The organism is Macrococcus bovicus, from assembly GCF_030376725.1.
GTDB lineage: Bacteria > Bacillota > Bacilli > Staphylococcales > Staphylococcaceae > Macrococcus > Macrococcus bovicus.
In genome coordinates this window covers 1,914,809-1,934,275 of sequence record NZ_CP128470.1, presented here as the reverse complement: position 1 = coordinate 1,934,275, position 19,467 = coordinate 1,914,809, and the positions used below count along the sequence as shown (strand labels likewise).

Below are 19,467 nucleotides of genomic sequence, written 5' to 3'. Positions count from 1 at the left end.
CTAAGTTTCTTTATACAGTATAGCTGTAAAAGCGTTCAGTTTTCATCCACATATCACGCGCTTCTTCTGCTTGCTGAGAGTCTGCAGCCAGATTTTTCAGCATAGGGCCTGTCTGGGAGGCATGCGCTTCCAGGACACGCATTTTACGTTCTTCATATCCTGTGATATCGACAACGACGTCTGGGGCTCCCAGTACCTCAAATGTATCATGACTGAAAGCGACCAGATTGAGCTTTGGACGTTCATTTTCAGGCAGGCGTCTAACAGCTTCAATCACTGCATCAGCTGTTGCTTCGTGGTCTGGATGAACAGCATGTCCTGGATAGAATGAAATGATGAGAGAAGGCTTCAGCTCATCAATCAAGGCACCCACCATGTTAGCCAGATCTTCTGTTTTTTCAAATTCCAGTGTTTTATCACGGTAGCCCATTTTACGTAAATCTTTAATACCGATAGCCTCTGCTGCACGTTCCAGCTCCTGCTCCCGGATAAAAGGGAGGGATTCGCGTGTCGCAAAGGGAGGGTTACCTAAATTACGGCCCATCTGTCCAAGTGTCAGGCAGGCGTAAGTAACGGGAACACCTGCATCCACAAATTGTGCCAGTGTGCCGGAAACGCCGAATGCTTCGTCATCAGGATGGGGAAATACAACTAATACTTGTGATTCTGTCATTTTGTGCACCTCTTATAAATGAAATGGTGTTCGACTGATTTCAAGGGCGGCAGCCAGCTGACCATCATAGTTATGGCCCGCCATCAGAAAAGCACCATCTTCTGCGATTTCGTAATGCGTAAGTCCCTGGACATAGACCCAGCCGCCTTCAAGCTTTAAGCCGACACGGTAAGGATCTTTTTTACCACCTGTAATCTTTCCCTGGATGTAGGTCACTTTGATATTGCGAAGAAAAGTGCCTGCATTGAAGACGCGTTCATCAAAATGGGACGCATAGGCGCCGTTTGTCGTTTCGACATGGAGATAGACAGGGGTATTGGCGAACTCGTCCAGATGCTGCTGTACAGCTTGTTCATTGATTAATTCCATCATTATAACTCCTTATCAATACTGCTCCTGTTTTCGGAAGTGAGCAGCTGAATTTTAGCTTGTGTTGAGAAAGAAGAGTGCACCATAAGGTCCACTCTCCATTGTTGTCAGTTTATACTTCTTTCGTTGCTACTTCGATTTTCTCTACTTTATTAGAAGCACCATGCTGAACGGGACCTACGAAATCGTTCATTTTCCAGCCATGTTTAATAGCGGAAGCGACGAATCCTTTAGCGTTGATGATAGCTTCACGTGGAGATTGACCATTGGCTAAGTTTGCTGTTGTTGCAGCAGCAAATGTACAGCCGGCACCGTGGTTATAAGAAGACTGGAATTTTTCTGTAGTCAGCAGTGTATATGTTTTGCCGTCAAAGTAAAGATCCATTGCTTCTTGTCCTTCAAGTGCTTTGCCGCCTTTAATGACGACGTGCTGAGCACCGCGCTCATGAATGATGCGTGCCGCTTCTTTCATCTGGTCGATTGAAGTCAGTTTACCCAGACCAGATAATTGCCCTGCTTCAAAAAGGTTAGGCGTTACGACTGTAGCGAGTGGTAACAGTTCTTTAATCATGGCATCGGTATTGCCTGGATTTAAAACCTCATCTTCTCCTTTGCAGACCATCACCGGGTCAACAACGAAAATTTCAGCATCTGAATCCTTAAAGGCCTGTGCTGCGCGGCTGATGATTTCCTCTGTACCCAGCATTCCTGTTTTAATGGCATCAGGTCCGATAGATAAGGCTGTCTTAATCTGTTTATCTAATAAGTCGATGGGTAGCGGTGTTACATCGTGGCCCCATGTTTCCGGATCCATTGTAACGACTGCAGTCAGGGCGACCATACCATATGTATTTAACTCCTGGAATGTTTTTAAATCAGCTTGCATGCCTGCACCGGCGCTGGTATCAGACCCTGCAATAGTTAAAGTTTTCTTAAGTGACATGTGACATACCCCATTCTTTTTCTGATTATTATTATCATAGCACGAATACGGGTATGACAAAATAAAATGCTTACAAATTATGATACAATCCATATGAAGAGGTGATAAGATGAATTGGGAGACTATATTTAAAAAAATCAAGGCCCAACATGATTTTACGGAGATGGATTTATTTCTGGAAGAAGCTTATCGAACAAAGGAAATTTATCCGGCGAGAGAGAATATCTATAATGCCTTTAAATATACACCGTTTGACAAAGTGAAAGTCGTGATTCTAGGGCAGGACCCTTATCATGGACCTGATCAGGCCCATGGTCTAGCGTTTTCAGTCAAAAATGGGACAAAGCTGCCGCCTTCACTGCGCAATATGTATAAGGAACTGGAGGAAGACACAGGATGTGTCAGACATACAGGTGAGCTGACAGGCTGGGCGGAAGAAGGAGTGCTGTTACTCAACACGGTTATGACGGTAGAAAAAGGCCGGGCCAACTCACACCGGGGCATCGGCTGGGAAACGTTCACGAATGAAGTGATTAAAGCGGTCAGTGATGAGAAGGAACATGTGGTATTCATTCTGTGGGGGAAACCGGCACAGAGTAAACTGCCCCTTATTGATACGACGAAACACCATATAATCACAAGTGTTCATCCAAGTCCTTTGAGTGCTTTTCGAGGCTTCTTCGGTTCAAAGCCCTACAGTCAGACCAATGATTATTTAAAAGCACAAGGTCTTGAGCCGATCAACTGGTGCAAGGAGGTTATAATGAGTGAGAAGTAAGATCATTCAGCAGATAGAGGCTGAACTTAATAAGGCGAAGAACGCTGATGGTGAAATGTTTGCGAGACATATGTATGCGGTAGAAACACTGGCACGACTGGCGGCTGAGGCAACTGCCACTTCAGCTAAGAGCGTCCAGCATATGAATGTCTCAAATCTGTCGCAGCCTGCAATAACTGCTGCAGAATTGAAGATGATGGGTGCGAAAATCCCGACGGCAGACAATAAAGCTGTTACAGATGATGGCTTTGGCAACGGCGATTCATTATTTGATTTTTAGGAGGAGAACATGAAGACATTTATTATCATTGGTGCCCTTAATGCACTCATCGCAGTAGCGCTCGGCGCTTTTGGGGCACATGGACTTGAAGGTAAGCTGAGCGAAAAATATCTGGATATCTGGAATAAAGCCACGACCTATCAGATGTACCACGCACTAGGAATAGTGATGATCGGTATCTTGATGGGAACGACTAAACTGAACTTAAATACGGCAGGATGGCTGATGACGGCAGGTATTATTTTCTTCAGCGGTTCACTGTATGTTCTTGCGGTCACACAGATCAAAGTGCTCGGTGCGATTACGCCGATCGGTGGCGTGCTGTTCATTGCCAGCTGGGCGTTGATGATACTTGCTGCATGGAAAGCATAAAAAAAATGACTCTCATCTGAGAGTCATTTTTTTTAGCGATTATAGTTATTTGTGTTGTTACGTTTGTTTAACTGACGTTGTAAAATCGGTAAAATAATCGGTGCTAATTTAATTAATAATGAGATTAATCTTTTCATATTGAACTCCTCTTTTCACGGTTTTCTTATTTATAGCCATTATATAAATAGCTTAAACATGCTTTTTAAGGAACAGATAAAAAGGAATACCGACGACAACGATAATCAGTGAATAGAGCGCACCTAGGAAGTCACTCTGCAGTGTGCTGACAATGATGAACAGGCCACCCAGAATAGCGACGATAGGGACAACAGGATAAAGAGGTACTGAGTAAGCTCTTTGACCATTATGCCGTTTTCTGAGCAGGAAGAGACCGACAAAGGCCATAATATAGAAGACATAAATCACAAAGATACAGATTTCTGATAAGTAGTCTGCATTGACGACTGCTGGAAATGCCATGGTCAGAAGGACGAGTATCAGTCCGAGCAGATAAACAATGGTGAGCGCACCGACCGGCGTATTGGTTTTAGGGCTGACGTAGCCGATAACTTTAGAGAACGGCAGTAAGTGATCGTCTGCCATGGCAAACGGCACACGCGGGAATGTCATGATCTTGCCGTTCAGACAGCCGAAGATTGAGATGATCACACCGATATTGACGAATTTTGCGCCGATAGAGCCGAAGAGAACAGTCGCAGCCTGCGCGGAACTTGTATTGCCCATGCCGATCAGTTCTGCTGCGGGGATGACATGAAAGACTGCAATATTGATAAAAACATAAGCGAGCGTTACAACTGAGAGTCCGATCAGCATAGCGAGCGGCAGATTGCGTTTCGCATTTTTCATTTCGCCTGTTAAGTTCGTCAGCATGATCCAGCCGTCATAAGCAAATAATGTTGCAAGTACTGCACGGCCGAAGTTGATTTCATCTCCATCTTTAATAAGACTCGTGACATCCTGGTTGAAGATATCAGCTTTTCCCCATAATAAACCGAAGATGATAATCGCAAATACCGGAATCAGCTTGGCAACGGTCGTGAAGTTCTGCATCGCGCCTCCGAGGCCGGTCCCCAAAATATTAAGAATAACCAGGAAAGTGAGGGCTGCAATTCCTACCCAGATACCCAGGCTTTCGCTGAAACCAAAAAAGTTCGCAACTAAGATCCCAAAAAACAGAGTGAGCGAAGCAATGATCGCCGGCCCATAAATAACGGTCTGAACCCATCCAGTCAAGAAGCCCCAGAAACGCCCATATATATCGCGAATATAAGCATAAAGGCCGCCTGTCTTCGGAATCTGGGCCCCGACTTCAGCAATGGTCAATCCCGCAGCGAGTGTCAAGATCCCCCCGACAACCCAAGCTGCAATCGCCATGTTGCTCGATCCTGCATGACCGAGTACGACAGATGGCTTAACAAAAACACCGGATCCGATGATAGTACCGATAACAATTGTGATGGCTGTCATCAAGCCGATGGATTTTTTCAGAGAATCTTCCTGATGCATAAAAATACCCCCTTAATATTAAATAACACTCTCTCAATATAGCATGAAAAAGAAAACATAAATAGCCCGTAATGTATGCGTATACAACTTATCAAATAAATTTTCTTTTAAATAGCAAAGAGCAACATGTTATGCATTTAAATACAGAAAAAGGTTGAAATGTGGCTTATCTTTGTTATCATTATAAATGATAATGATTATCAATTGCAGAGGAGCTTTTCTAATGAAGTTGCGGTACTTAACCCTTTTACTCGTTGTGCTGTCTGTGCTGTCTATTTTTATCGGTGTAGTAGACCTGGCCCCCAGACATCTTTTACAGCTGTCAGCCAATGACAAAAATATATTGATCAACAGCCGGTTACCGAGAACCATCTCCATTATTCTGGCTGGCGCGGCGCTCAGTATTTCAGGCCTATTAATGCAGCAGCTGACGCGCAACAAATTCGTCTCACCGACAACAGCAGGAACGATGGACTTCGCGAAACTTGGTATTCTGATCGCCATGATATTCTTCACAGAAGCACATATTCTGGTAAAACTCATTTTCGCGATAATGGCCGCCATTATCGGGACTCTTTCTTTCATGTATATCGTCAACCGTATCAAATACAAAGACGCCATCTTTATTCCGCTCGTCGGACTCATGCTCGGCAATATCGTTTCAAGTTTTGCTACTTTCATGGCCCTTCGTTTCAATGCCATGCAGAGTATCGGCAACTTCTTTGTAGGTGATTTTTCGATGGTGACATCGGGGCGTTATGAAATTCTGTATATCATTATTCCGATGGTCATACTGATTTATTTCTACGCCTATCATTTCACGATTGTCGGTATGGGAGAATCATTCAGCCGTAATTTAGGCATTCCATATGAACGCATGATGAATATCGGTGTCATCATCAGTGCCGTTGTATCGGCGACAGTCGTAGTGACTATTGGTGTCCTACCGTTCCTGGGTCTGGTAGTACCGAATATCGTTTACATGCTGGTGGGCGATCATCTTCAGAAGACCCTGCCGTATACAGCCTTACTTGGCTCGATTCTGGTAATGGTAGCGGATCTCTTCAGCCGCCTTATTATCTTTCCCTATGAAATCCCGATCGGCCTCACGCTCGGCATTATCGGCAGCGTGCTGTTTATGCTGCTTCTCTTGAAAAGGAGGAACGATTATGTCGCCAAAATCTAGAAAAATTCTGTTGTTACTCGTGACGGCTGTGACACTTATCGGTCTTTATATCTTGATACAGCTGAACATGAATGCACTCGGCTATGTTTTACCTGCAAGAATACGTAAAGTTGCAGCCATCATTTTAGTAGGGGCGGCCATCGGGGTCTCCTCCCTGATTTTTCAGACGTTGACAGAGAACCATCTGCTGACACCGTCAGTGATCGGACTGGATGCGGTCTATTTATTTCTTCAGACAGTCATCATCTTTATCTTTGGCGCTGTCAGTTCGCTGCTCATGAATACCTATATCAATTTCTTTCTTTCAGTTGCACTGATGGTGTTGTTCACACTGGGACTTTTTAAGCTCGTTTTCAGAAAGAATACGTCTGTTTACTTCATCCTGCTCTTCGGGCTGGTCATGGGGACATGCTTCCAGAGTCTTTCGAGTTTTATGCATATGGTGATGAATCCGGATGATTTCCTGATGCTGCAGGACAGATTATTTGCAAGCTTCAACACAGTGAACGAGAAACTGCTTATTCTCTGCGCGGTTTTAATCTGTTTATTACTGCTTCTCGTCTACCGCAAGAGCCATGAACTGGATGTGCTAAGTCTCGGTAAGATTCACGCGGTCAACCTTGGTCTTGATGTTGACGGACTGACTAGGTCGATGCTGCTGATAGTGGCTATCCTCGTCAGCATATCAACAGCACTGGTCGGACCTATCACATTTCTCGGCATTATCGTCTGTAACATTACCTATCAGTTTATCCGGACCTATGAACATAAGCTGCTCATTGTCTGTACCATGCTGATCTCCGTGATCACGCTCCTGATCGGACAGATGATGACACAGTATATTTTTGACGGGACGACTGAAATTACGATTATGATCAATTTTGTCGGAGGACTCTACTTCATTTATTTACTATTTAAGGAGGGCGCACATGATTAAAGTCAGTCACCTATCGCTCGATATCGGAAAGAAAAAGATCCTGAAAAACGTCTCAACAGAAATCAGAAAAGGCGCTATCACAGCTATTATCGGTCCTAATGGTGCCGGTAAAAGCACACTGCTCAATGCAGCAACGCGTCTGATTGATGTGACAAGCGGTTCTGTTGAACTGAACGGCACTGAAATCACTCGCCTGAAAAGTGAGCAGGTGGCTCGGGAACTGGCGGTTCTCAAGCAAAGCAACCATACAAATTTAAAGCTGACTGTGCGTGAGCTGGTGAATTTTGGCCGCTTCCCCTATTCAAAAGGGCGTCTGTCGGCAACCGATATACAAATAGTGGATGAATCGCTGGCATATATGGGGCTTACGAACATGGAGGATGCTTATTTAGATGAACTGTCAGGCGGTCAGAGACAGCGTGCCTTTATAGCGATGACACTTGCTCAGGATACGGATTATATCTTTTTGGATGAACCGCTGAACAATCTGGATATGAAGCATTCTGTTCAGATGATGCAGCTGCTTCGACGCCTCGTACGGGAGAAACAGAAGACAATCGTGATTGTGATACACGACATCAACTTTGCCTCCTGCTACGCGGATTATATCGTCGCGATGAAAGAAGGCGAGATACTGCTGGACGGGCCGAAAGATGACGTCATCACACCGGAAGCATTGAAGGCGGTCTATGATATGGACATCAACATTGAATGCATATTCGGTCAGCAGATCTGTGTCTATTTTGATGATGAAAAGACAGTGGATGACTACGTCAGGGAAGTGCAGATGATTTAGTGGCGGACAATGAAAGGAGTGGTGCCGGGGATCAGGTGTTATATTGGGCGCAAAAATTCGGGGGAAAATGATTATACAAGGAGATTACCATGAAGAAATATTCACTTTTAGTACTTAGTTTTGCATTAATTTTGATCTTAGCAGCATGTGGCAGCAAAAAAGAAACGGCAACAGAAGAGAAGACAGCAGGAGAATCATCAGAAAATACTGTAGCAATCACAAATGAATACAAAATGATGGGTGAAAAAGAAGATGGCAGTGATGCAAAAGATGTATCAGAAAAAGTGGAAGTCCCTAAAAACTCTAAAAAAGTAGCAGTATTCGACTACGGGACATTAACCACTATGCAGGAGCTGGGTCTTGCTGACCATGTCATCGGTTTACCTAAGGGTGAAGGTAATCGCTCTGTCCCTGAGTTTCTGAAAGAATTCAAAGACGATAAGTACACCAACCTCGGTTCACTTAAAGAACCTAACTTCGAGAAACTAGCTGAACTCAGTCCTGAAGTCATTCTTATCTCAGGACGTCAGGCATCCGCTAAAGTTCTGGATGAAATGAAGAAAGCAGCACCAGACGCTAAGATCGTTTACGTAGGTACTAAAGATACAGCTTACGTTGAGAGCGTAAAAGCAAACACAGACAATATCGGTAAAATGTTTGATAAAGAAGACGCGACAACCAAATTAAACAAAGCATTAGATGACAAGATTGCAGAAGTGAAGAAAATGACAGCAGCATCTGATAAAAAAGGGCTATTTGTATTAGCGAATGAAGGCGAACTGTCAGTCTTTGGTAAAGGAGGTCGCTTCGGCTTTATCCATGACGTCTTAGGTGTGAAAGAAGCGGATAACAACATTAAAGCAGAGGGTCATGGTCAAGTCGTTAACTATGAATACTTCAACAAAGTGAACCCTGACATTATCTTTGCGATGGACAGAGGCGTTGCAGTGGGTGGAAAATCATCAAGCAAGCAAGTGCTGGCCAATAAAGTCATCAAAGATGTTAATGCGATCAAAGAGAATCAAGTCATCGAATTAGACCCATACTTATGGTACTTCTCAAGTGGCGGCGTTAAAACAACAATGCAGCAGATTGACGAGATCGAAAAAGCATATAAATAATCAGAAAATCCGACAGCTGTCGGATTTTTTGGTATAAATTTACATATACATCGTTTCCTTCTATACTGAAAAAAACTTTGGGGTGATGACATGAGGAAAATCTGGTTACGGTACGGCGTATTCATGATTGCAGGCATCGGTCTTATAACAAAGTTATTAAGTACAAGAAGAACTATCATTCTTTACAGTCTTTAAAATTTTTTGAGCAAAACTTAGCGCTACTTGTTAAGGACATTAAAAAAGATGAGGAACAGTTATAGAGAATATGGAAGTGTCCGTTATCCGGCGTTTGCTGGACACATCTCAAACTTCCCTCATCAGTCATCTAAAAAGAGTCCGCTACTCACAAAGTAACGGACTCTTTTCTTCCTTATTAAACTTCAAACAATGATGATAGGTCATCCTGCTTCAATATATTGCCGACGAAGAACTCACCAAACTCACCGTAGCGGGCAGAGACTTCATCGAAACGCATTTCATATACTAACTTCTTGAACTGCAGTACATCGTCAGCGAAGAGTGTAACACCCCATTCGTGGTCGTCAAAGCCGACGGAACCGGTAATGAACTGTTTCACTTTACCTGCGTAGCTGCGTCCGATCATGCCATGTGAACGCATCAGCTCTTTGCGGTGATCCATCTCAAGCATATACCAGTTATCATTGCCCTCACGACGTTTGTCCATTGGATAGAAACAAACGTACTCTGTACGAGGGATTTCTGGATATAAGCGAGAACGGACATGAGGATTCTGATAAGGATCTTCATTAGAGTCACCAGCTAAATAGTTGCTCAGTTCAACGACAGATACGTATGAATAAGTAGGGATTAAGTAGTCGCTGATAGCCAGTTTATTGAATTCTGTTTCAAGTGCTGTCAGCTGCTTCATTTCAGGACGTAGCATCCAGAGCATTAAGTCCGCCTTCTGTCCTGTGATGTTGTAGAACGCATAAGAGCCTTCTTTTGCTTCATGATTCGCTTCAAGCTTGGTTAAATATTCTTTAAGCTCAGTGACCATTTGTTCACGGTCTTCTGCTTCAACGAGTTTCAAGCTTGTGAAATCGATGGCGTAGAATAAATGGAGGCTATACCAGCCATCGAGTGTTTTTGCTGCTTCGATCATTCATATCTCTCCTCTTGTCTTAGTCCTCTCCAATATACCATAATTAGCGGAAAATTCTGCATTCAGACTTTTACAAATTGATGACGTGAATTCTATTCGTAAATGCTCTATAATAAGGATGTAAATTGTATGAAACACTACTAGGAGGCTGTTATGGCTAATTTAATGGATGTATTAAAAAGCAAATTAGAAGGGAAAAATGTTCGTATCGTTTTCCCTGAAGGTAACGATGAGCGTGTTCTTGCAGCGGCAGTGGAACTCGGCAAATCTGACTACGTGGCACCTATCGTGCTAGGTAAAGAAGAAGAACTGAAAGCACTCAGCGAAAAAATCGGTGTATCTTTAGACGGTTTAGAGACTATTGATCCTGCGACGAGTGAATTACGTTCAGAATTAATCGCTTCTTTCGTTGAACGTCGTAAAGGAAAAGCAACTGAAGAGCAAGCTGAACAGCTGATGAACGACGGCAACTACTTCGGTACCATGCTTGTGCATACAGGTAAAGCAGCGGGTCTTGTATCAGGTGCTGCACATTCTACAGCTGACACGGTGCGTCCAGCACTGCAAATCATCAAAACAAAACCAGGCGTCGCGAAAACATCTGGTGTCTTCTTCATGTTACGTGAAGACGAGCAGTATGTGTTTGGAGACTGTGCCATCAACCCTACTTTAGAAGCATCTGATTTAGCGGAAATCGCTATTGAAAGTGCGAAGACAGCTCAAAGCTTCGGTATGGAACCTAAAGTGGCGATGCTCAGCTTCTCTACAAAAGGGTCAGCAAAAACGCCTGAAACAGAAAAGGTTGTTGAAGCTACTCGTCTTGCTCAAGAGAAAAAAGCAGAAGCAGGGCTCGAAAATGTTGTTATCGACGGTGAATTCCAGTTCGATGCTGCATTTGTTCCTTCTGTCGCTGCTAAAAAAGCACCTGAATCACCAATCCAAGGTGATGCGAATGTATTCGTCTTCCCAAGTCTTGAAGCAGGTAACATCGGTTACAAAATCGCTCAACGTTTAGGTGGATTTGATGCAATCGGCCCTATCCTTCAAGGTTTAAATGCACCTGTCAACGACTTATCTCGTGGCTGCTCAACTGATGATGTCTATGATTTAGCGATCATCACAGCAGCACAAACGCTTTAATGTCCAAGTTTCAGGACAGATGGCAATATATTGATCACACGACAGGACTGCAGCCCATGCAGTCCTTCAGTTTTGATGATACCTTTTGCCATTTAGTCGGTAAGGAGAACTGGCACAGTGTCGTCCGTACATGGATTCATCAGCATGTCGTCATATTGGGAATCCATGACAGCAGGCTGCCTCATCTGAAAGAAGGAATTGATTATCTCATTGAACAGGGGTATGGCGCCATCGTCCGTAATTCAGGCGGACTCGGTGTCGTGCTGGATAGCGGGGTCCTCAATATCTCGTTGATCTTCAACGGCGGGGAATCGTTCTCGATAGATGGCGGTTATGAGCTGATGTATCAACTTATTAAAGAGATGTTCAAAGACTATGGTGTGATGATTGAAGCGAAGGAAATTGAGCACTCATATTGCCCGGGCAGTTATGACTTGAGCATCAACGACCGGAAGTTCGCTGGCATCTCTCAGCGACGGGTGCGCGGTGGCGTGGCCGTACAGATTTATCTCTGTGTAGAAGGAAGCGGCAGTGAGCGTGCACAGCTCATGCAGGAATTCTACAAGCGGGCCCTTCAAAATGAGAAGACAAAATTCAGCTATCCGGACATTCATCCACAAGATATGGCGAGTTTAAGCGAACTGCTGGGGCTTGAGCTGACTGTCCAGGAAGTTCTTTTTAAGCTGTTAGGGGCCATGAAAAGCCTGGGTTCAGATTTGTCGATGCTGGAGATGACAGATGAGGCCTGGTCATTGTATAATGATTACTTCGATAGAATGATTGAGCGTAATGATAAAATGAGAAGAAATATGGAGGATGTGAACAGCAATGCGTAATAAGTTTCAAGTCTGCGATGACTGTCAGGCCGTTAACCTGCGAACATTATTGCCTAAACTCGAGAAGCTTGATCCAGATGCGGAAGTTGAAGTCGCATGTCAATCCTACTGTGGTCCCGGACGAAAGAAAACTTTTGCGTTTGTGAACAACCGTCCATGTGCTGCCCATACAGAAGAAGAGCTGATGGAGAAAGTCGAGAAACGACTGGCACAAAAACGTGATCCGGAGGAAGAGGCACGTCTTCAGAAACGTAATGAAGAACGTAAACGCCGGATGGAAGAGCAGGAAGCAAAAATCAAAGCAAAACGTATGAAGTAAAGTTCCGCCGTTATGAACGGTGGAACTTTTTTCTTTACAATGCAACAACATTATCTTTATCTCAAATTTACAGGGGCTTTACAACAGCTTGATATAGTAGAGGGGAAGAAAATGATGAGATGAAAGGTGGACTTATACAGATGAAACGTATTCTGATAACAGGTGCACGTGCACCGATCTCTTATGCAGTAGTCCAGCAGCAGGTTGCGCTCGGCAATCAGGTTTATCTGACTGATTCTACCAATAAAGTCAGCATCAAAAATACTAAATTCATCGAGAAATTCATCATGACGACTTCTCCCCGCTTTTCTACACTGGAATACATAGAAGATATCAATGCGATTGTACGTGAATACCATATCGATTATATTCTGCCGCTCAACGAAGAATCATTCTACCTCTCATACTCCAAGCATCTGCTGGCGGCACCGGTCTGGGTAGAAGACATCGATAAAATGCTGTCTGTCCATAATAAATTCAATTTTACAAAGCTGATGCAGGAGATGGGCTTCAAAGTCCCTGACACCGCTTATGTCTATACTAAAAAAGAATTGACTCATTTCATCACAAACCATCCAGCTGAACACTATATCGTCAAACAGCCTTTTGGACGTTTTGGTCAGTCTGTACGTAAAATCTCCAGATATTCATTAGAGTTCGGCAATGAAGTCCAGTTTCCATTTATGATTCAGACGCTGATATACGGGACAGAGTGGTGTTCATATTCAATGGCTTATGAAGGAAGAACCCTGTCGACGTCACTTTACTTATCTAACACACATGAAAGCTACAACTGTTCCACGCATTTTCATTCACAGCGCAACCCTGAACTGCAGGCAGTGATTGAAGAGGTCATCCATAAACTAGAGTGGTCTTATCAGATTGCCTTTGACGTTATTCAGTGCAGCAACACCGGTGATTTTTATTTCATCGAGTGCAATCCGAGAGCAACGAATGGTGCCTTGTTCATGAAGCCTGAAGTCTGGAATCTGACAGTCACTGCCCCGACTTATGAGGTAAGACAGCTGATTTTTGTCTCGCTTTTCAACTGGATGAAGAAACCGAAGAAGGACACCTTCGAGAAGCTCAAATACGGCAAAGATGTCTTCTGGCATCCTAACGAAAAAGTGATTTTCTTTGAACAGCTGATCAGCGGGGCCCGGTGGTGGGTCTCGGCAAAAAGAAGGAAAGTCGCCGTCAATGCAATCACGACGCATGATATTGAATGGAATGATGAACTGATCAGCTTATAAAGCGAGGGATTCGATGATTTATACGAGGTTCGATGCTATTCCGTTTGAACAAGTCACTGATTCACCTGTCAATAAAGACTATCTGAAATATATGATGGATGGGATTGAGCGCGGTATCACGAATGTACAGGCGAAAGTAGAGGTGCTGCTGATAGATGGGCAACTGATACCATACAGCGTTAAATCTGGCGGCTATCAGGACAGCTGGATTCATTCATTTACCGGGCAATATATCGAGGAGATGGTCAGTGAGATTGAACGGATGACCTTACCTCCGCTCGTTCAAAAAGGAGCAGGTCTCTTGCTCAGTGCAGGGCGCTTGATCTTAAAAGGCACGCGGGAAAAGACGGTCACTGTTTTTCCGTCCTTTATGTCAACGACGCTCTACACCGGCGACCAGCTCAGGCACATTGAGCAGATTACAGAGGAGCTCAGTCGCCGCTATCCGCGTCATGCACTTGTCTTCAGGACGGTCAGTGATGAGCTGGTCAAAATGCAGCTGGAAGGAGCGGGTTACGAACCGCTGATATCTCGCGCTGTCTATCTCTATGATTCTGCTGAGCCCCATACGAAGAATGAACGGAAAGACCTCAAAAAAGACAGCAAAAAACTTGAGAAAAGTGGACTGACTGTCTCAGACGAGCTGTCAGAAGCTGACTTTGATGCGCTTATTCCTTTATATAAGCAAGTTTATCTTGATAAATATTCTATACATAATCCGCATTATACTGCTGACTTTTTCCGTTTTATCTATCACCATACATCGCTCAAATGGTTTGTGTTAAGAGAGCACGAGCGCATCGTTTCTTTTATGGGGGTCCAGCAAAAAGGAGATATGCTGTTCCCGGCGTACTTTGGGATGGACCAGTCTTATCAAGGGCTGTATTTTATGACGAGCGGCCTGCTCTATCAGTATGCGAATGATAAGAGGCTTAAAATCAATAACAGTGCAGGTGCAAAAGACTACAAACTGGCGCGTGGCTCCAGACCCTTTCTTGAGTATCACCTGATTTATACGAAACATCTCAAGATAGAGCAGCGCGTCTTCTACGCTATATTTATTAAATGTGCTACACCTCTTGGTGCATTTTTACTCAAAAAACTCCAGTTCAAGTCAACAGTTTAGCTACTATTCTGACAATTTTGCGGTATAATAAGCATATCATTATAAAGAGAACAGTCGGACGCAGGTCCGTCTTTTCTTTTTTTATTAAGAGGTGTGGCATATGGTTAATATCAGAAAGGCGAATATAGAAGATATTCCGGCTATCCGCCGTGTTGCGACGATGGCATGGCATGATACGTATCAGAACATTGTGGCAGCCAGTACTATCGCCCAGTTTCTTTCAGCCGCTTATAGTGATGAACATCTGACAAAAAGACTGGCTAGTTCGGTATTTCTAGTGGCGGAAGAAAACAACGAAGTCGTTGGGTTTACAAACTTGATCAACGGCACAGAACTCTTTTTATCAGCTATATACGTGATCCCCGGCTACCAGCGTCAGAATATCGGGGGCAGACTGATTGCTTCTGGTCTTGAAATCTGTAACGATTACCCGGAACTTTTTGTCGAGGTGGCAAGTGACAATCAGACAGCAGGTCAGTTCTACCGTAAGAATGGCTTTGAACTTGTTCGCGAGTATGAAGAAGACTTATTCGGAGAGAAAGTCATAACAGGTTTACTGAAGAAAAAACTATAAGTCTACAGGGAAACGCGATACGAGAGCGTTTCCTTTTTTTATGGTAAAATTGAAGTATTCTATGTTGGAGGACACGAATGAGCTATCAATTTCAGAAAATGCCTGAAGAAAAAGTATTTAAAGATCCCGTCCATCGTTATATCCACGTCAGAGATCAGCTGATCTGGGATTTGATCAAGACGAAGGAATTTCAACGATTGAGACGTATCAAGCAGCTCGGTACACTCTATCTGACGTTTCCTTCTGCAGAGCATTCAAGGTTCACGCATTCGCTCGGTGTCTATGAAATCGTCAGACGGATGATTGATGAAATCTTCAGAAATCGGCCTGCCTGGCATGACGAGGATCGACCGCTGGCGCTGTGTGCAGCGCTTCTGCATGATCTAGGGCACGGGCCATTCTCTCATTGTTTTGAGAAGATATTCCATACAGATCACGAGGCATATACCCAGGCGATCATTACAGGCGATACAGAAGTCAATGCTGTTCTGTCCCGTGTACATCCCGGCTTTGCGCAGGAAGTAGCAGACGTCATCAACAAGACGCATCAGAATAAGCTGGTTATTTCGATGATATCTTCACAGATAGATGCTGACCGTATGGACTATCTGCAGCGAGACGCCTACCACACGGGGGTAAGTTATGGTAGTTTTGATATGGAGCGTATTTTAAGGCTGATGCGGCCGACGGAAGATGAAGTCGTCATTAAAGAGAGCGGTATGCATGCGGTGGAAGATTATTTGATGAGCCGTTATCAGATGTACTGGCAGATTTATTTTCATCCGGTCAGCAGAGGCGGAGAAGTATTGCTGAACCGTTGTTTTAAACGGGTGAAAGCACTGTACGAAGCAGGTTATCAGTTTAAGTCACCACCCGTTCATCTGCTGCCCTTCTTTAAAGATACAGTTTCTGTTCAGGATTATTTGAGGCTGGATGAGACGGTTTTATTTTTCTATCTTCAGGAGTGGATGGACGAGGAAGATGCTATTTTAAGTGATTTGTCACGACGATTTGTTAATCGTGATCTGTTCAAGTATTTGCCGTTTGATGGCTCTGTGATTACAATCGGTGAACTGACTGAGCTTTTCATGCAGGCAGGCATTGATCCCGAGTATTATTTTGTGTCAGACGCTTACAGCGATCTGCCTTATGACTATGACCGGCCGGGCTCCAAAAATAATCGTAAACCGATTCATCTGCTGACACGTCAGAATCAGATTAAAGAAATCAGTACACAGTCTGTCATTATCAACAGTATTACAGGCGTCAACCGGATGGATTATAAGCTTTATTATCCGAAAGAGATGATTGTGAATATCAAAGAGCCGGCCATTAAAGGCGCCATTATTAATCTGCTGAATGAATTAAACTAGAGGTGAAGTCAAATGGCACAATTTCAGTTCAATATTATTAAGAATGATCCTTTAGACGGGCACAAAGGCACCAATGCAGGCGCGATCAGCCTTGAGAATGTGGCTCCTGTCTTTATAGATGTGCTTGAGAAACATGCCTTCATTGATATCGGGGCTATGCATGCGAGAAGTGAAGTGGAAAAGCGTGTAAAATGGATAGACGACGAAGAAGAAGTGAAGGGTGAGGATGCGAAACCTTACTGGCTGGTCTGGGTGACAACAGAGCGGGGTGCGAATGGTCCCTACTATGCAGGGGTTACAGCGTGCTATATGCTCGTCAATAAAGCGAAGAAGCGAGCGTTCAAACGGATGCATGAACATGTCAATATGATGGATAAATCGATGAAACATCATTTTATTCTTGACCAGATTGGTGATGATAATAAGCGGGTGCTCGCTGAATTCCTGCAACAACATAATGAAACGATGTGGCAGAATGCACCGCAGGAACTGAAAGCACAGTTAAATGTTTCAGAATAGTGAACCCCTTGAATTTTTAGAAAGAGAGTCGTAAGATGGTACTAGCTATCAAAATAGCTAGGACACTAAAGAAAGCAGGTCACTGTACCTGCTTTCTTTATTTTTTGCTATAATGTTTGCAGGTGAATAAAAATGAAAATTTGGGTATCGACAGAGCAGAAAATTAAACAGCATAATGAAGTGCAGAAATTCAGAGGAGAAAGCGCTGGTGAGCTGACCGAAAAGCGCGTGCCTTATCTCACTTACACAGAAGAAGTGGGAGATGAAACGATTGCCGTCAGAGTCAAACTCGATCCGGCAGGCATCCGTATCTCCCGTAAAGGCATGATCAACATGGATTTTCTGTTTGTAGAAGGCAAAACCACACAGAATTCCTACGAAACCCCGGCAGGCCGGGCTGTAATGGATGTCCACACTACAAAACTTGACTATAAAAAACTAGCGGTCGGTGGCCGTCTTGTCATTGAATATGAACTCAGTGAGCAGAACGTCAGTCACGGGCATTTTAAATATCAACTGGATTATAAGGAGAGATTACAATGAATATTGTTAACACGCTCAAAAACACTTTGATTGAAGAAATCAAAGCGGCCATTTTAAAGGCGGAACTCGTGACTGAAGTACCTGAAATCAAGATTGAAACACCTAAAGATACAGCAAATGGGGATTATGCCTCTAATATTGCGATGGTACTGACAAAGCTTGCCAAACGCAACCCACGTGAAATTGCACAGCTGATTGTCGACAATCTGGATGCCTCTAAAGCGCATGTCGAAAAAGTGGAGATTGCGGGACCGGGTTTCATCAACTTCTATATGGACAACAGCTATCTGACGGATATTATCTCACAGGTATTGTCTCAGCAGGAGAAGTTTGGCCATCAGTCTGAACAGAAGAAGGAAAAGATTCTTCTTGAATATGTATCTGCGAACCCGACAGGTGATCTGCATATCGGACATGCACGTAATGCGGCAGTCGGCGATACTCTGGCTAATGTTCTGGCGGCGGCAGGCTATCCGGTGGAGAGAGAATATTATATCAATGATGCTGGTAAGCAGATTGAGAACTTAGCTTACTCAATCGAAGCACGTTATCTGCAGGCACTGGGTCAGGAAGCTGAACTGCCGGCAGATGGCTATCACGGCAAGGATATTATCGGTATCGCAGAAGAGCTTGCTCAGCAGAATGCAAGCTATAAAGACATGCCGTCTGATGAACGTCTGAAAGCATTCCGTAAACTTGGGCTGGAGTATGAGATGAAGAAACTGAAACAGGATCTCTCGGACTTCAATGTCCATTTTGATAACTGGTTCAGTGAAACAACATTATATGAGACAGGCAAAATTGATGCGGCACTTGCTAAGATGACAGATAACGGTTATATCTTTGAAGAAGATGATGCGACATGGTTACGCACAACAGACTTTAAAGACGATAAAGACCGCGTCCTTATCAAGAAGGATGGCAGCTATACTTACTTCCTGCCGGATATCGCATACCATTATGACAAGATTGAACATGGCAATGATACGCTTATCAATTTATTCGGTGCTGACCATCACGGCTATATCCCTCGTCTGAAAGCATCGCTTGAAACGCTCGGTATCGATTCAGAGCGTCTTGAGGTACAGGTGATGCAGATGGTCCGTCTCATGAAAGATGGCAAGGAGATGAAGATGAGTAAGCGGACGGGAAATGCGATCACGCTGCGCGACATCATGGATGAAGTGGGTGTTGATGCTGCCCGTTATTTCCTGACGATGCGTAGTCCGGATACTCATTTTGACTTCGATATGGAGCTTGCGACGAGTGAATCAAGTGATAATCCTGTCTATTATGCACAGTATGCGCACGCACGTATCTGTTCGATCATCAGAGCAGCCAAAGAGCAAGGCATTGACATTGATGCAAACGCGGATTTCAGTCTTATCACCAATGACAAGGCGTATGAACTGCTGAAACGTGTTGCTGACTTTGAAAGTACGATAGAATCAGCTGCAGAGCATCGTGCACCTCATCGCATTACGAATTATATTCAGGATTTAGCAAGTCACTTCCATAAATTCTATAATGCAGAGAAAGTTCTGACAGAAGACGCTGCGAAATCAAGCGCGCATGTTGCCATGATTGAAGCGGTTAGAATTACACTGAAAAATGCCCTGACATTAATCGGTGTTTCTGCCCCGGAAAAGATGTAATTCCCAAGCGGAACTGAAGAATCA

At 43.9% G+C, this 19,467-nt stretch carries 22 protein-coding genes; 17 read left to right on the top strand and 5 right to left on the bottom strand.

The genetic code is table 11. From position 1 onward, the window contains the following. Positions 1-10 precede the first annotated feature (10 nt). The 3 genes from bshB2 to thiD all read right to left on the bottom strand — a co-directional run bounded on the left by bshB2 (position 11) and on the right by thiD (position 1,985). Positions 11-673 (bottom strand): bacillithiol biosynthesis deacetylase BshB2, encoded by a 663-nt coding sequence (gene bshB2, locus QSV55_RS10555; protein WP_289650147.1) that lies wholly within the window; start codon positions 671-673, stop codon positions 11-13. A gap of 12 nt (positions 674-685) precedes the next feature. Then, complete coding sequence (locus QSV55_RS10550) at positions 686-1,042, bottom strand: YojF family protein (RefSeq protein ID WP_133452191.1); 357 nt, start codon at positions 1,040-1,042, stop codon at positions 686-688. A gap of 112 nt (positions 1,043-1,154) precedes the next feature. Beyond that, complete coding sequence (thiD, locus tag QSV55_RS10545) at positions 1,155-1,985, bottom strand: bifunctional hydroxymethylpyrimidine kinase/phosphomethylpyrimidine kinase (RefSeq protein WP_289650146.1); 831 nt, start codon at positions 1,983-1,985, stop codon at positions 1,155-1,157. 109 nt (positions 1,986-2,094) lie between these two features. On the opposite strand from thiD, the gene QSV55_RS10540 reads away from it, so the two are divergent. Genes QSV55_RS10540 through QSV55_RS10530 form a run of 3 tightly spaced genes read left to right on the top strand, consistent with a single transcriptional unit; the run spans position 2,095 to position 3,415 of the window. Continuing rightward, the gene (locus QSV55_RS10540; protein ID WP_289650145.1) at positions 2,095-2,763 is read left to right on the top strand and encodes a uracil-DNA glycosylase; all 669 of its coding nucleotides are present in this window, start codon (positions 2,095-2,097) and stop codon (positions 2,761-2,763) included. Continuing rightward, positions 2,753-3,043 carry a DUF5327 family protein gene (locus QSV55_RS10535; RefSeq protein ID WP_289650144.1) on the top strand — a complete coding sequence of 97 codons (291 nt, stop codon included), beginning with the start codon at positions 2,753-2,755 and terminating at the stop codon, positions 3,041-3,043. Before QSV55_RS10540 ends, QSV55_RS10535 begins: the two co-directional genes overlap by 11 nt. Before the next feature lie 9 nt (positions 3,044-3,052). After that, positions 3,053-3,415, top strand: a complete 363-nt coding sequence (locus QSV55_RS10530) for a DUF423 domain-containing protein (protein WP_289650143.1) — start codon at positions 3,053-3,055, stop codon at positions 3,413-3,415. Positions 3,416-3,604: 189 nt separating this feature from the next. Here QSV55_RS10530 and QSV55_RS10525 read toward each other — a convergent pair whose 3' ends face one another. Continuing rightward, the gene (locus tag QSV55_RS10525; protein ID WP_133452186.1) at positions 3,605-4,942 is read right to left on the bottom strand and encodes an APC family permease; all 1,338 of its coding nucleotides are present in this window, start codon (positions 4,940-4,942) and stop codon (positions 3,605-3,607) included. A 223-nt stretch (positions 4,943-5,165) separates the two neighbouring features. Between QSV55_RS10525 and QSV55_RS10520 the strand changes: the two genes are divergently transcribed. The 4 genes from QSV55_RS10520 (at position 5,166) to QSV55_RS10505 (ending at position 8,982) form a co-directional block, all read left to right on the top strand. Beyond that, a complete protein-coding gene (locus tag QSV55_RS10520; protein ID WP_289650142.1) occupies positions 5,166-6,128 on the top strand; it encodes an ABC transporter permease in 963 nt (320 codons plus the stop codon). After that, positions 6,112-7,065 carry an iron chelate uptake ABC transporter family permease subunit gene (locus tag QSV55_RS10515; protein ID WP_133452184.1) on the top strand — a complete coding sequence of 318 codons (954 nt, stop codon included), beginning with the start codon at positions 6,112-6,114 and terminating at the stop codon, positions 7,063-7,065. The genes QSV55_RS10520 and QSV55_RS10515 overlap by 17 nt, the downstream gene beginning before the upstream one ends. After that, a complete protein-coding gene (locus QSV55_RS10510) occupies positions 7,058-7,861 on the top strand; it encodes an iron ABC transporter ATP-binding protein (RefSeq protein WP_289650141.1) in 804 nt (267 codons plus the stop codon). Before QSV55_RS10515 ends, QSV55_RS10510 begins: the two co-directional genes overlap by 8 nt. An 89-nt stretch (positions 7,862-7,950) precedes the next feature. Next, complete coding sequence (locus QSV55_RS10505; protein WP_289650140.1) at positions 7,951-8,982, top strand: ferrated catecholamine ABC transporter substrate-binding lipoprotein SstD; 1,032 nt, start codon at positions 7,951-7,953, stop codon at positions 8,980-8,982. Between the two features lie 373 nt (positions 8,983-9,355). Here QSV55_RS10505 and hemQ read toward each other — a convergent pair whose 3' ends face one another. Then, positions 9,356-10,105, bottom strand: a complete 750-nt coding sequence (hemQ, locus tag QSV55_RS10500; protein WP_289650139.1) for a hydrogen peroxide-dependent heme synthase — start codon at positions 10,103-10,105, stop codon at positions 9,356-9,358. Positions 10,106-10,258: 153 nt separating this feature from the next. Here hemQ and pta point away from each other — a divergent pair, with 153 nt between their 5' ends. The 10 genes from pta (at position 10,259) to argS (ending at position 19,443) form a co-directional block, all read left to right on the top strand. Next, positions 10,259-11,245 (top strand): phosphate acetyltransferase, encoded by a 987-nt coding sequence (gene pta / locus QSV55_RS10495; protein ID WP_289650138.1) that lies wholly within the window; start codon positions 10,259-10,261, stop codon positions 11,243-11,245. Then, positions 11,245-12,081 carry a lipoate--protein ligase family protein gene (locus QSV55_RS10490; RefSeq protein WP_289650137.1) on the top strand — a complete coding sequence of 279 codons (837 nt, stop codon included), beginning with the start codon at positions 11,245-11,247 and terminating at the stop codon, positions 12,079-12,081. The genes pta and QSV55_RS10490 overlap by 1 nt, the downstream gene beginning before the upstream one ends. Continuing rightward, positions 12,074-12,400, top strand: coding sequence for a YuzB family protein (locus QSV55_RS10485; RefSeq protein ID WP_133452179.1), 327 nt, complete (start codon positions 12,074-12,076; stop codon positions 12,398-12,400). The genes QSV55_RS10490 and QSV55_RS10485 overlap by 8 nt, the downstream gene beginning before the upstream one ends. A 140-nt stretch (positions 12,401-12,540) precedes the next feature. Then, positions 12,541-13,653 carry an ATP-grasp domain-containing protein gene (locus tag QSV55_RS10480; protein WP_289650136.1) on the top strand — a complete coding sequence of 371 codons (1,113 nt, stop codon included), beginning with the start codon at positions 12,541-12,543 and terminating at the stop codon, positions 13,651-13,653. A 13-nt stretch (positions 13,654-13,666) separates the two neighbouring features. After that, a complete protein-coding gene (locus tag QSV55_RS10475; RefSeq protein WP_289650135.1) occupies positions 13,667-14,779 on the top strand; it encodes a peptidogalycan biosysnthesis protein in 1,113 nt (370 codons plus the stop codon). Between the two features lie 100 nt (positions 14,780-14,879). Beyond that, on the top strand, positions 14,880-15,353 hold the full coding sequence (locus tag QSV55_RS10470; RefSeq protein WP_133452176.1) for a GNAT family N-acetyltransferase: 474 nt from the start codon (positions 14,880-14,882) through the stop codon (positions 15,351-15,353). Between the two features lie 77 nt (positions 15,354-15,430). Then, positions 15,431-16,726, top strand: coding sequence for an HD domain-containing protein (locus tag QSV55_RS10465; RefSeq protein ID WP_289650134.1), 1,296 nt, complete (start codon positions 15,431-15,433; stop codon positions 16,724-16,726). A gap of 12 nt (positions 16,727-16,738) precedes the next feature. Beyond that, on the top strand, positions 16,739-17,245 hold the full coding sequence (locus QSV55_RS10460; RefSeq protein ID WP_289650133.1) for a YwhD family protein: 507 nt from the start codon (positions 16,739-16,741) through the stop codon (positions 17,243-17,245). Positions 17,246-17,377: 132 nt separating this feature from the next. After that, on the top strand, positions 17,378-17,788 hold the full coding sequence (locus tag QSV55_RS10455; protein WP_133452173.1) for a YwiB family protein: 411 nt from the start codon (positions 17,378-17,380) through the stop codon (positions 17,786-17,788). Next, entirely contained in the window at positions 17,785-19,443 is a 1,659-nt protein-coding gene (argS, locus tag QSV55_RS10450) for an arginine--tRNA ligase (RefSeq protein ID WP_289650132.1), read from the top strand. The genes QSV55_RS10455 and argS overlap by 4 nt, the downstream gene beginning before the upstream one ends. Positions 19,444-19,467 lie beyond the last annotated feature (24 nt).

Bases quoted from the DNA above. Each gene is read 5' to 3' on its own strand.
- QSV55_RS10470 (WP_133452176.1), top strand. From the start codon at position 14,880: ATGGTTAATATCAGAAAGGCGAATATAGAAGATATTCCGGCTATCCGC.
- QSV55_RS10520 (WP_289650142.1), top strand. From the start codon at position 5,166: ATGAAGTTGCGGTACTTAACCCTTTTACTCGTTGTGCTGTCTGTGCTG.
- QSV55_RS10480 (WP_289650136.1), top strand. From the start codon at position 12,541: ATGAAACGTATTCTGATAACAGGTGCACGTGCACCGATCTCTTATGCA.
- QSV55_RS10475 (WP_289650135.1), top strand. From the start codon at position 13,667: ATGATTTATACGAGGTTCGATGCTATTCCGTTTGAACAAGTCACTGAT.
- QSV55_RS10455 (WP_133452173.1), top strand. From the start codon at position 17,378: ATGAAAATTTGGGTATCGACAGAGCAGAAAATTAAACAGCATAATGAA.
- QSV55_RS10515 (WP_133452184.1), top strand. From the start codon at position 6,112: ATGTCGCCAAAATCTAGAAAAATTCTGTTGTTACTCGTGACGGCTGTG.
- argS (WP_289650132.1), top strand. From the start codon at position 17,785: ATGAATATTGTTAACACGCTCAAAAACACTTTGATTGAAGAAATCAAA.
- QSV55_RS10485 (WP_133452179.1), top strand. From the start codon at position 12,074: ATGCGTAATAAGTTTCAAGTCTGCGATGACTGTCAGGCCGTTAACCTG.
- QSV55_RS10540 (WP_289650145.1), top strand. From the start codon at position 2,095: ATGAATTGGGAGACTATATTTAAAAAAATCAAGGCCCAACATGATTTT.
- QSV55_RS10525 (WP_133452186.1), bottom strand. From the start codon at position 4,942: ATGCATCAGGAAGATTCTCTGAAAAAATCCATCGGCTTGATGACAGCC.
- QSV55_RS10505 (WP_289650140.1), top strand. From the start codon at position 7,951: ATGAAGAAATATTCACTTTTAGTACTTAGTTTTGCATTAATTTTGATC.
- bshB2 (WP_289650147.1), bottom strand. From the start codon at position 673: ATGACAGAATCACAAGTATTAGTTGTATTTCCCCATCCTGATGACGAA.
- QSV55_RS10460 (WP_289650133.1), top strand. From the start codon at position 16,739: ATGGCACAATTTCAGTTCAATATTATTAAGAATGATCCTTTAGACGGG.
- QSV55_RS10530 (WP_289650143.1), top strand. From the start codon at position 3,053: ATGAAGACATTTATTATCATTGGTGCCCTTAATGCACTCATCGCAGTA.
- thiD (WP_289650146.1), bottom strand. From the start codon at position 1,985: ATGTCACTTAAGAAAACTTTAACTATTGCAGGGTCTGATACCAGCGCC.
- QSV55_RS10490 (WP_289650137.1), top strand. From the start codon at position 11,245: ATGTCCAAGTTTCAGGACAGATGGCAATATATTGATCACACGACAGGA.
- QSV55_RS10465 (WP_289650134.1), top strand. From the start codon at position 15,431: ATGAGCTATCAATTTCAGAAAATGCCTGAAGAAAAAGTATTTAAAGAT.
- QSV55_RS10550 (WP_133452191.1), bottom strand. From the start codon at position 1,042: ATGGAATTAATCAATGAACAAGCTGTACAGCAGCATCTGGACGAGTTC.
- hemQ (WP_289650139.1), bottom strand. From the start codon at position 10,105: ATGATCGAAGCAGCAAAAACACTCGATGGCTGGTATAGCCTCCATTTA.
- pta (WP_289650138.1), top strand. From the start codon at position 10,259: ATGGCTAATTTAATGGATGTATTAAAAAGCAAATTAGAAGGGAAAAAT.
- QSV55_RS10510 (WP_289650141.1), top strand. From the start codon at position 7,058: ATGATTAAAGTCAGTCACCTATCGCTCGATATCGGAAAGAAAAAGATC.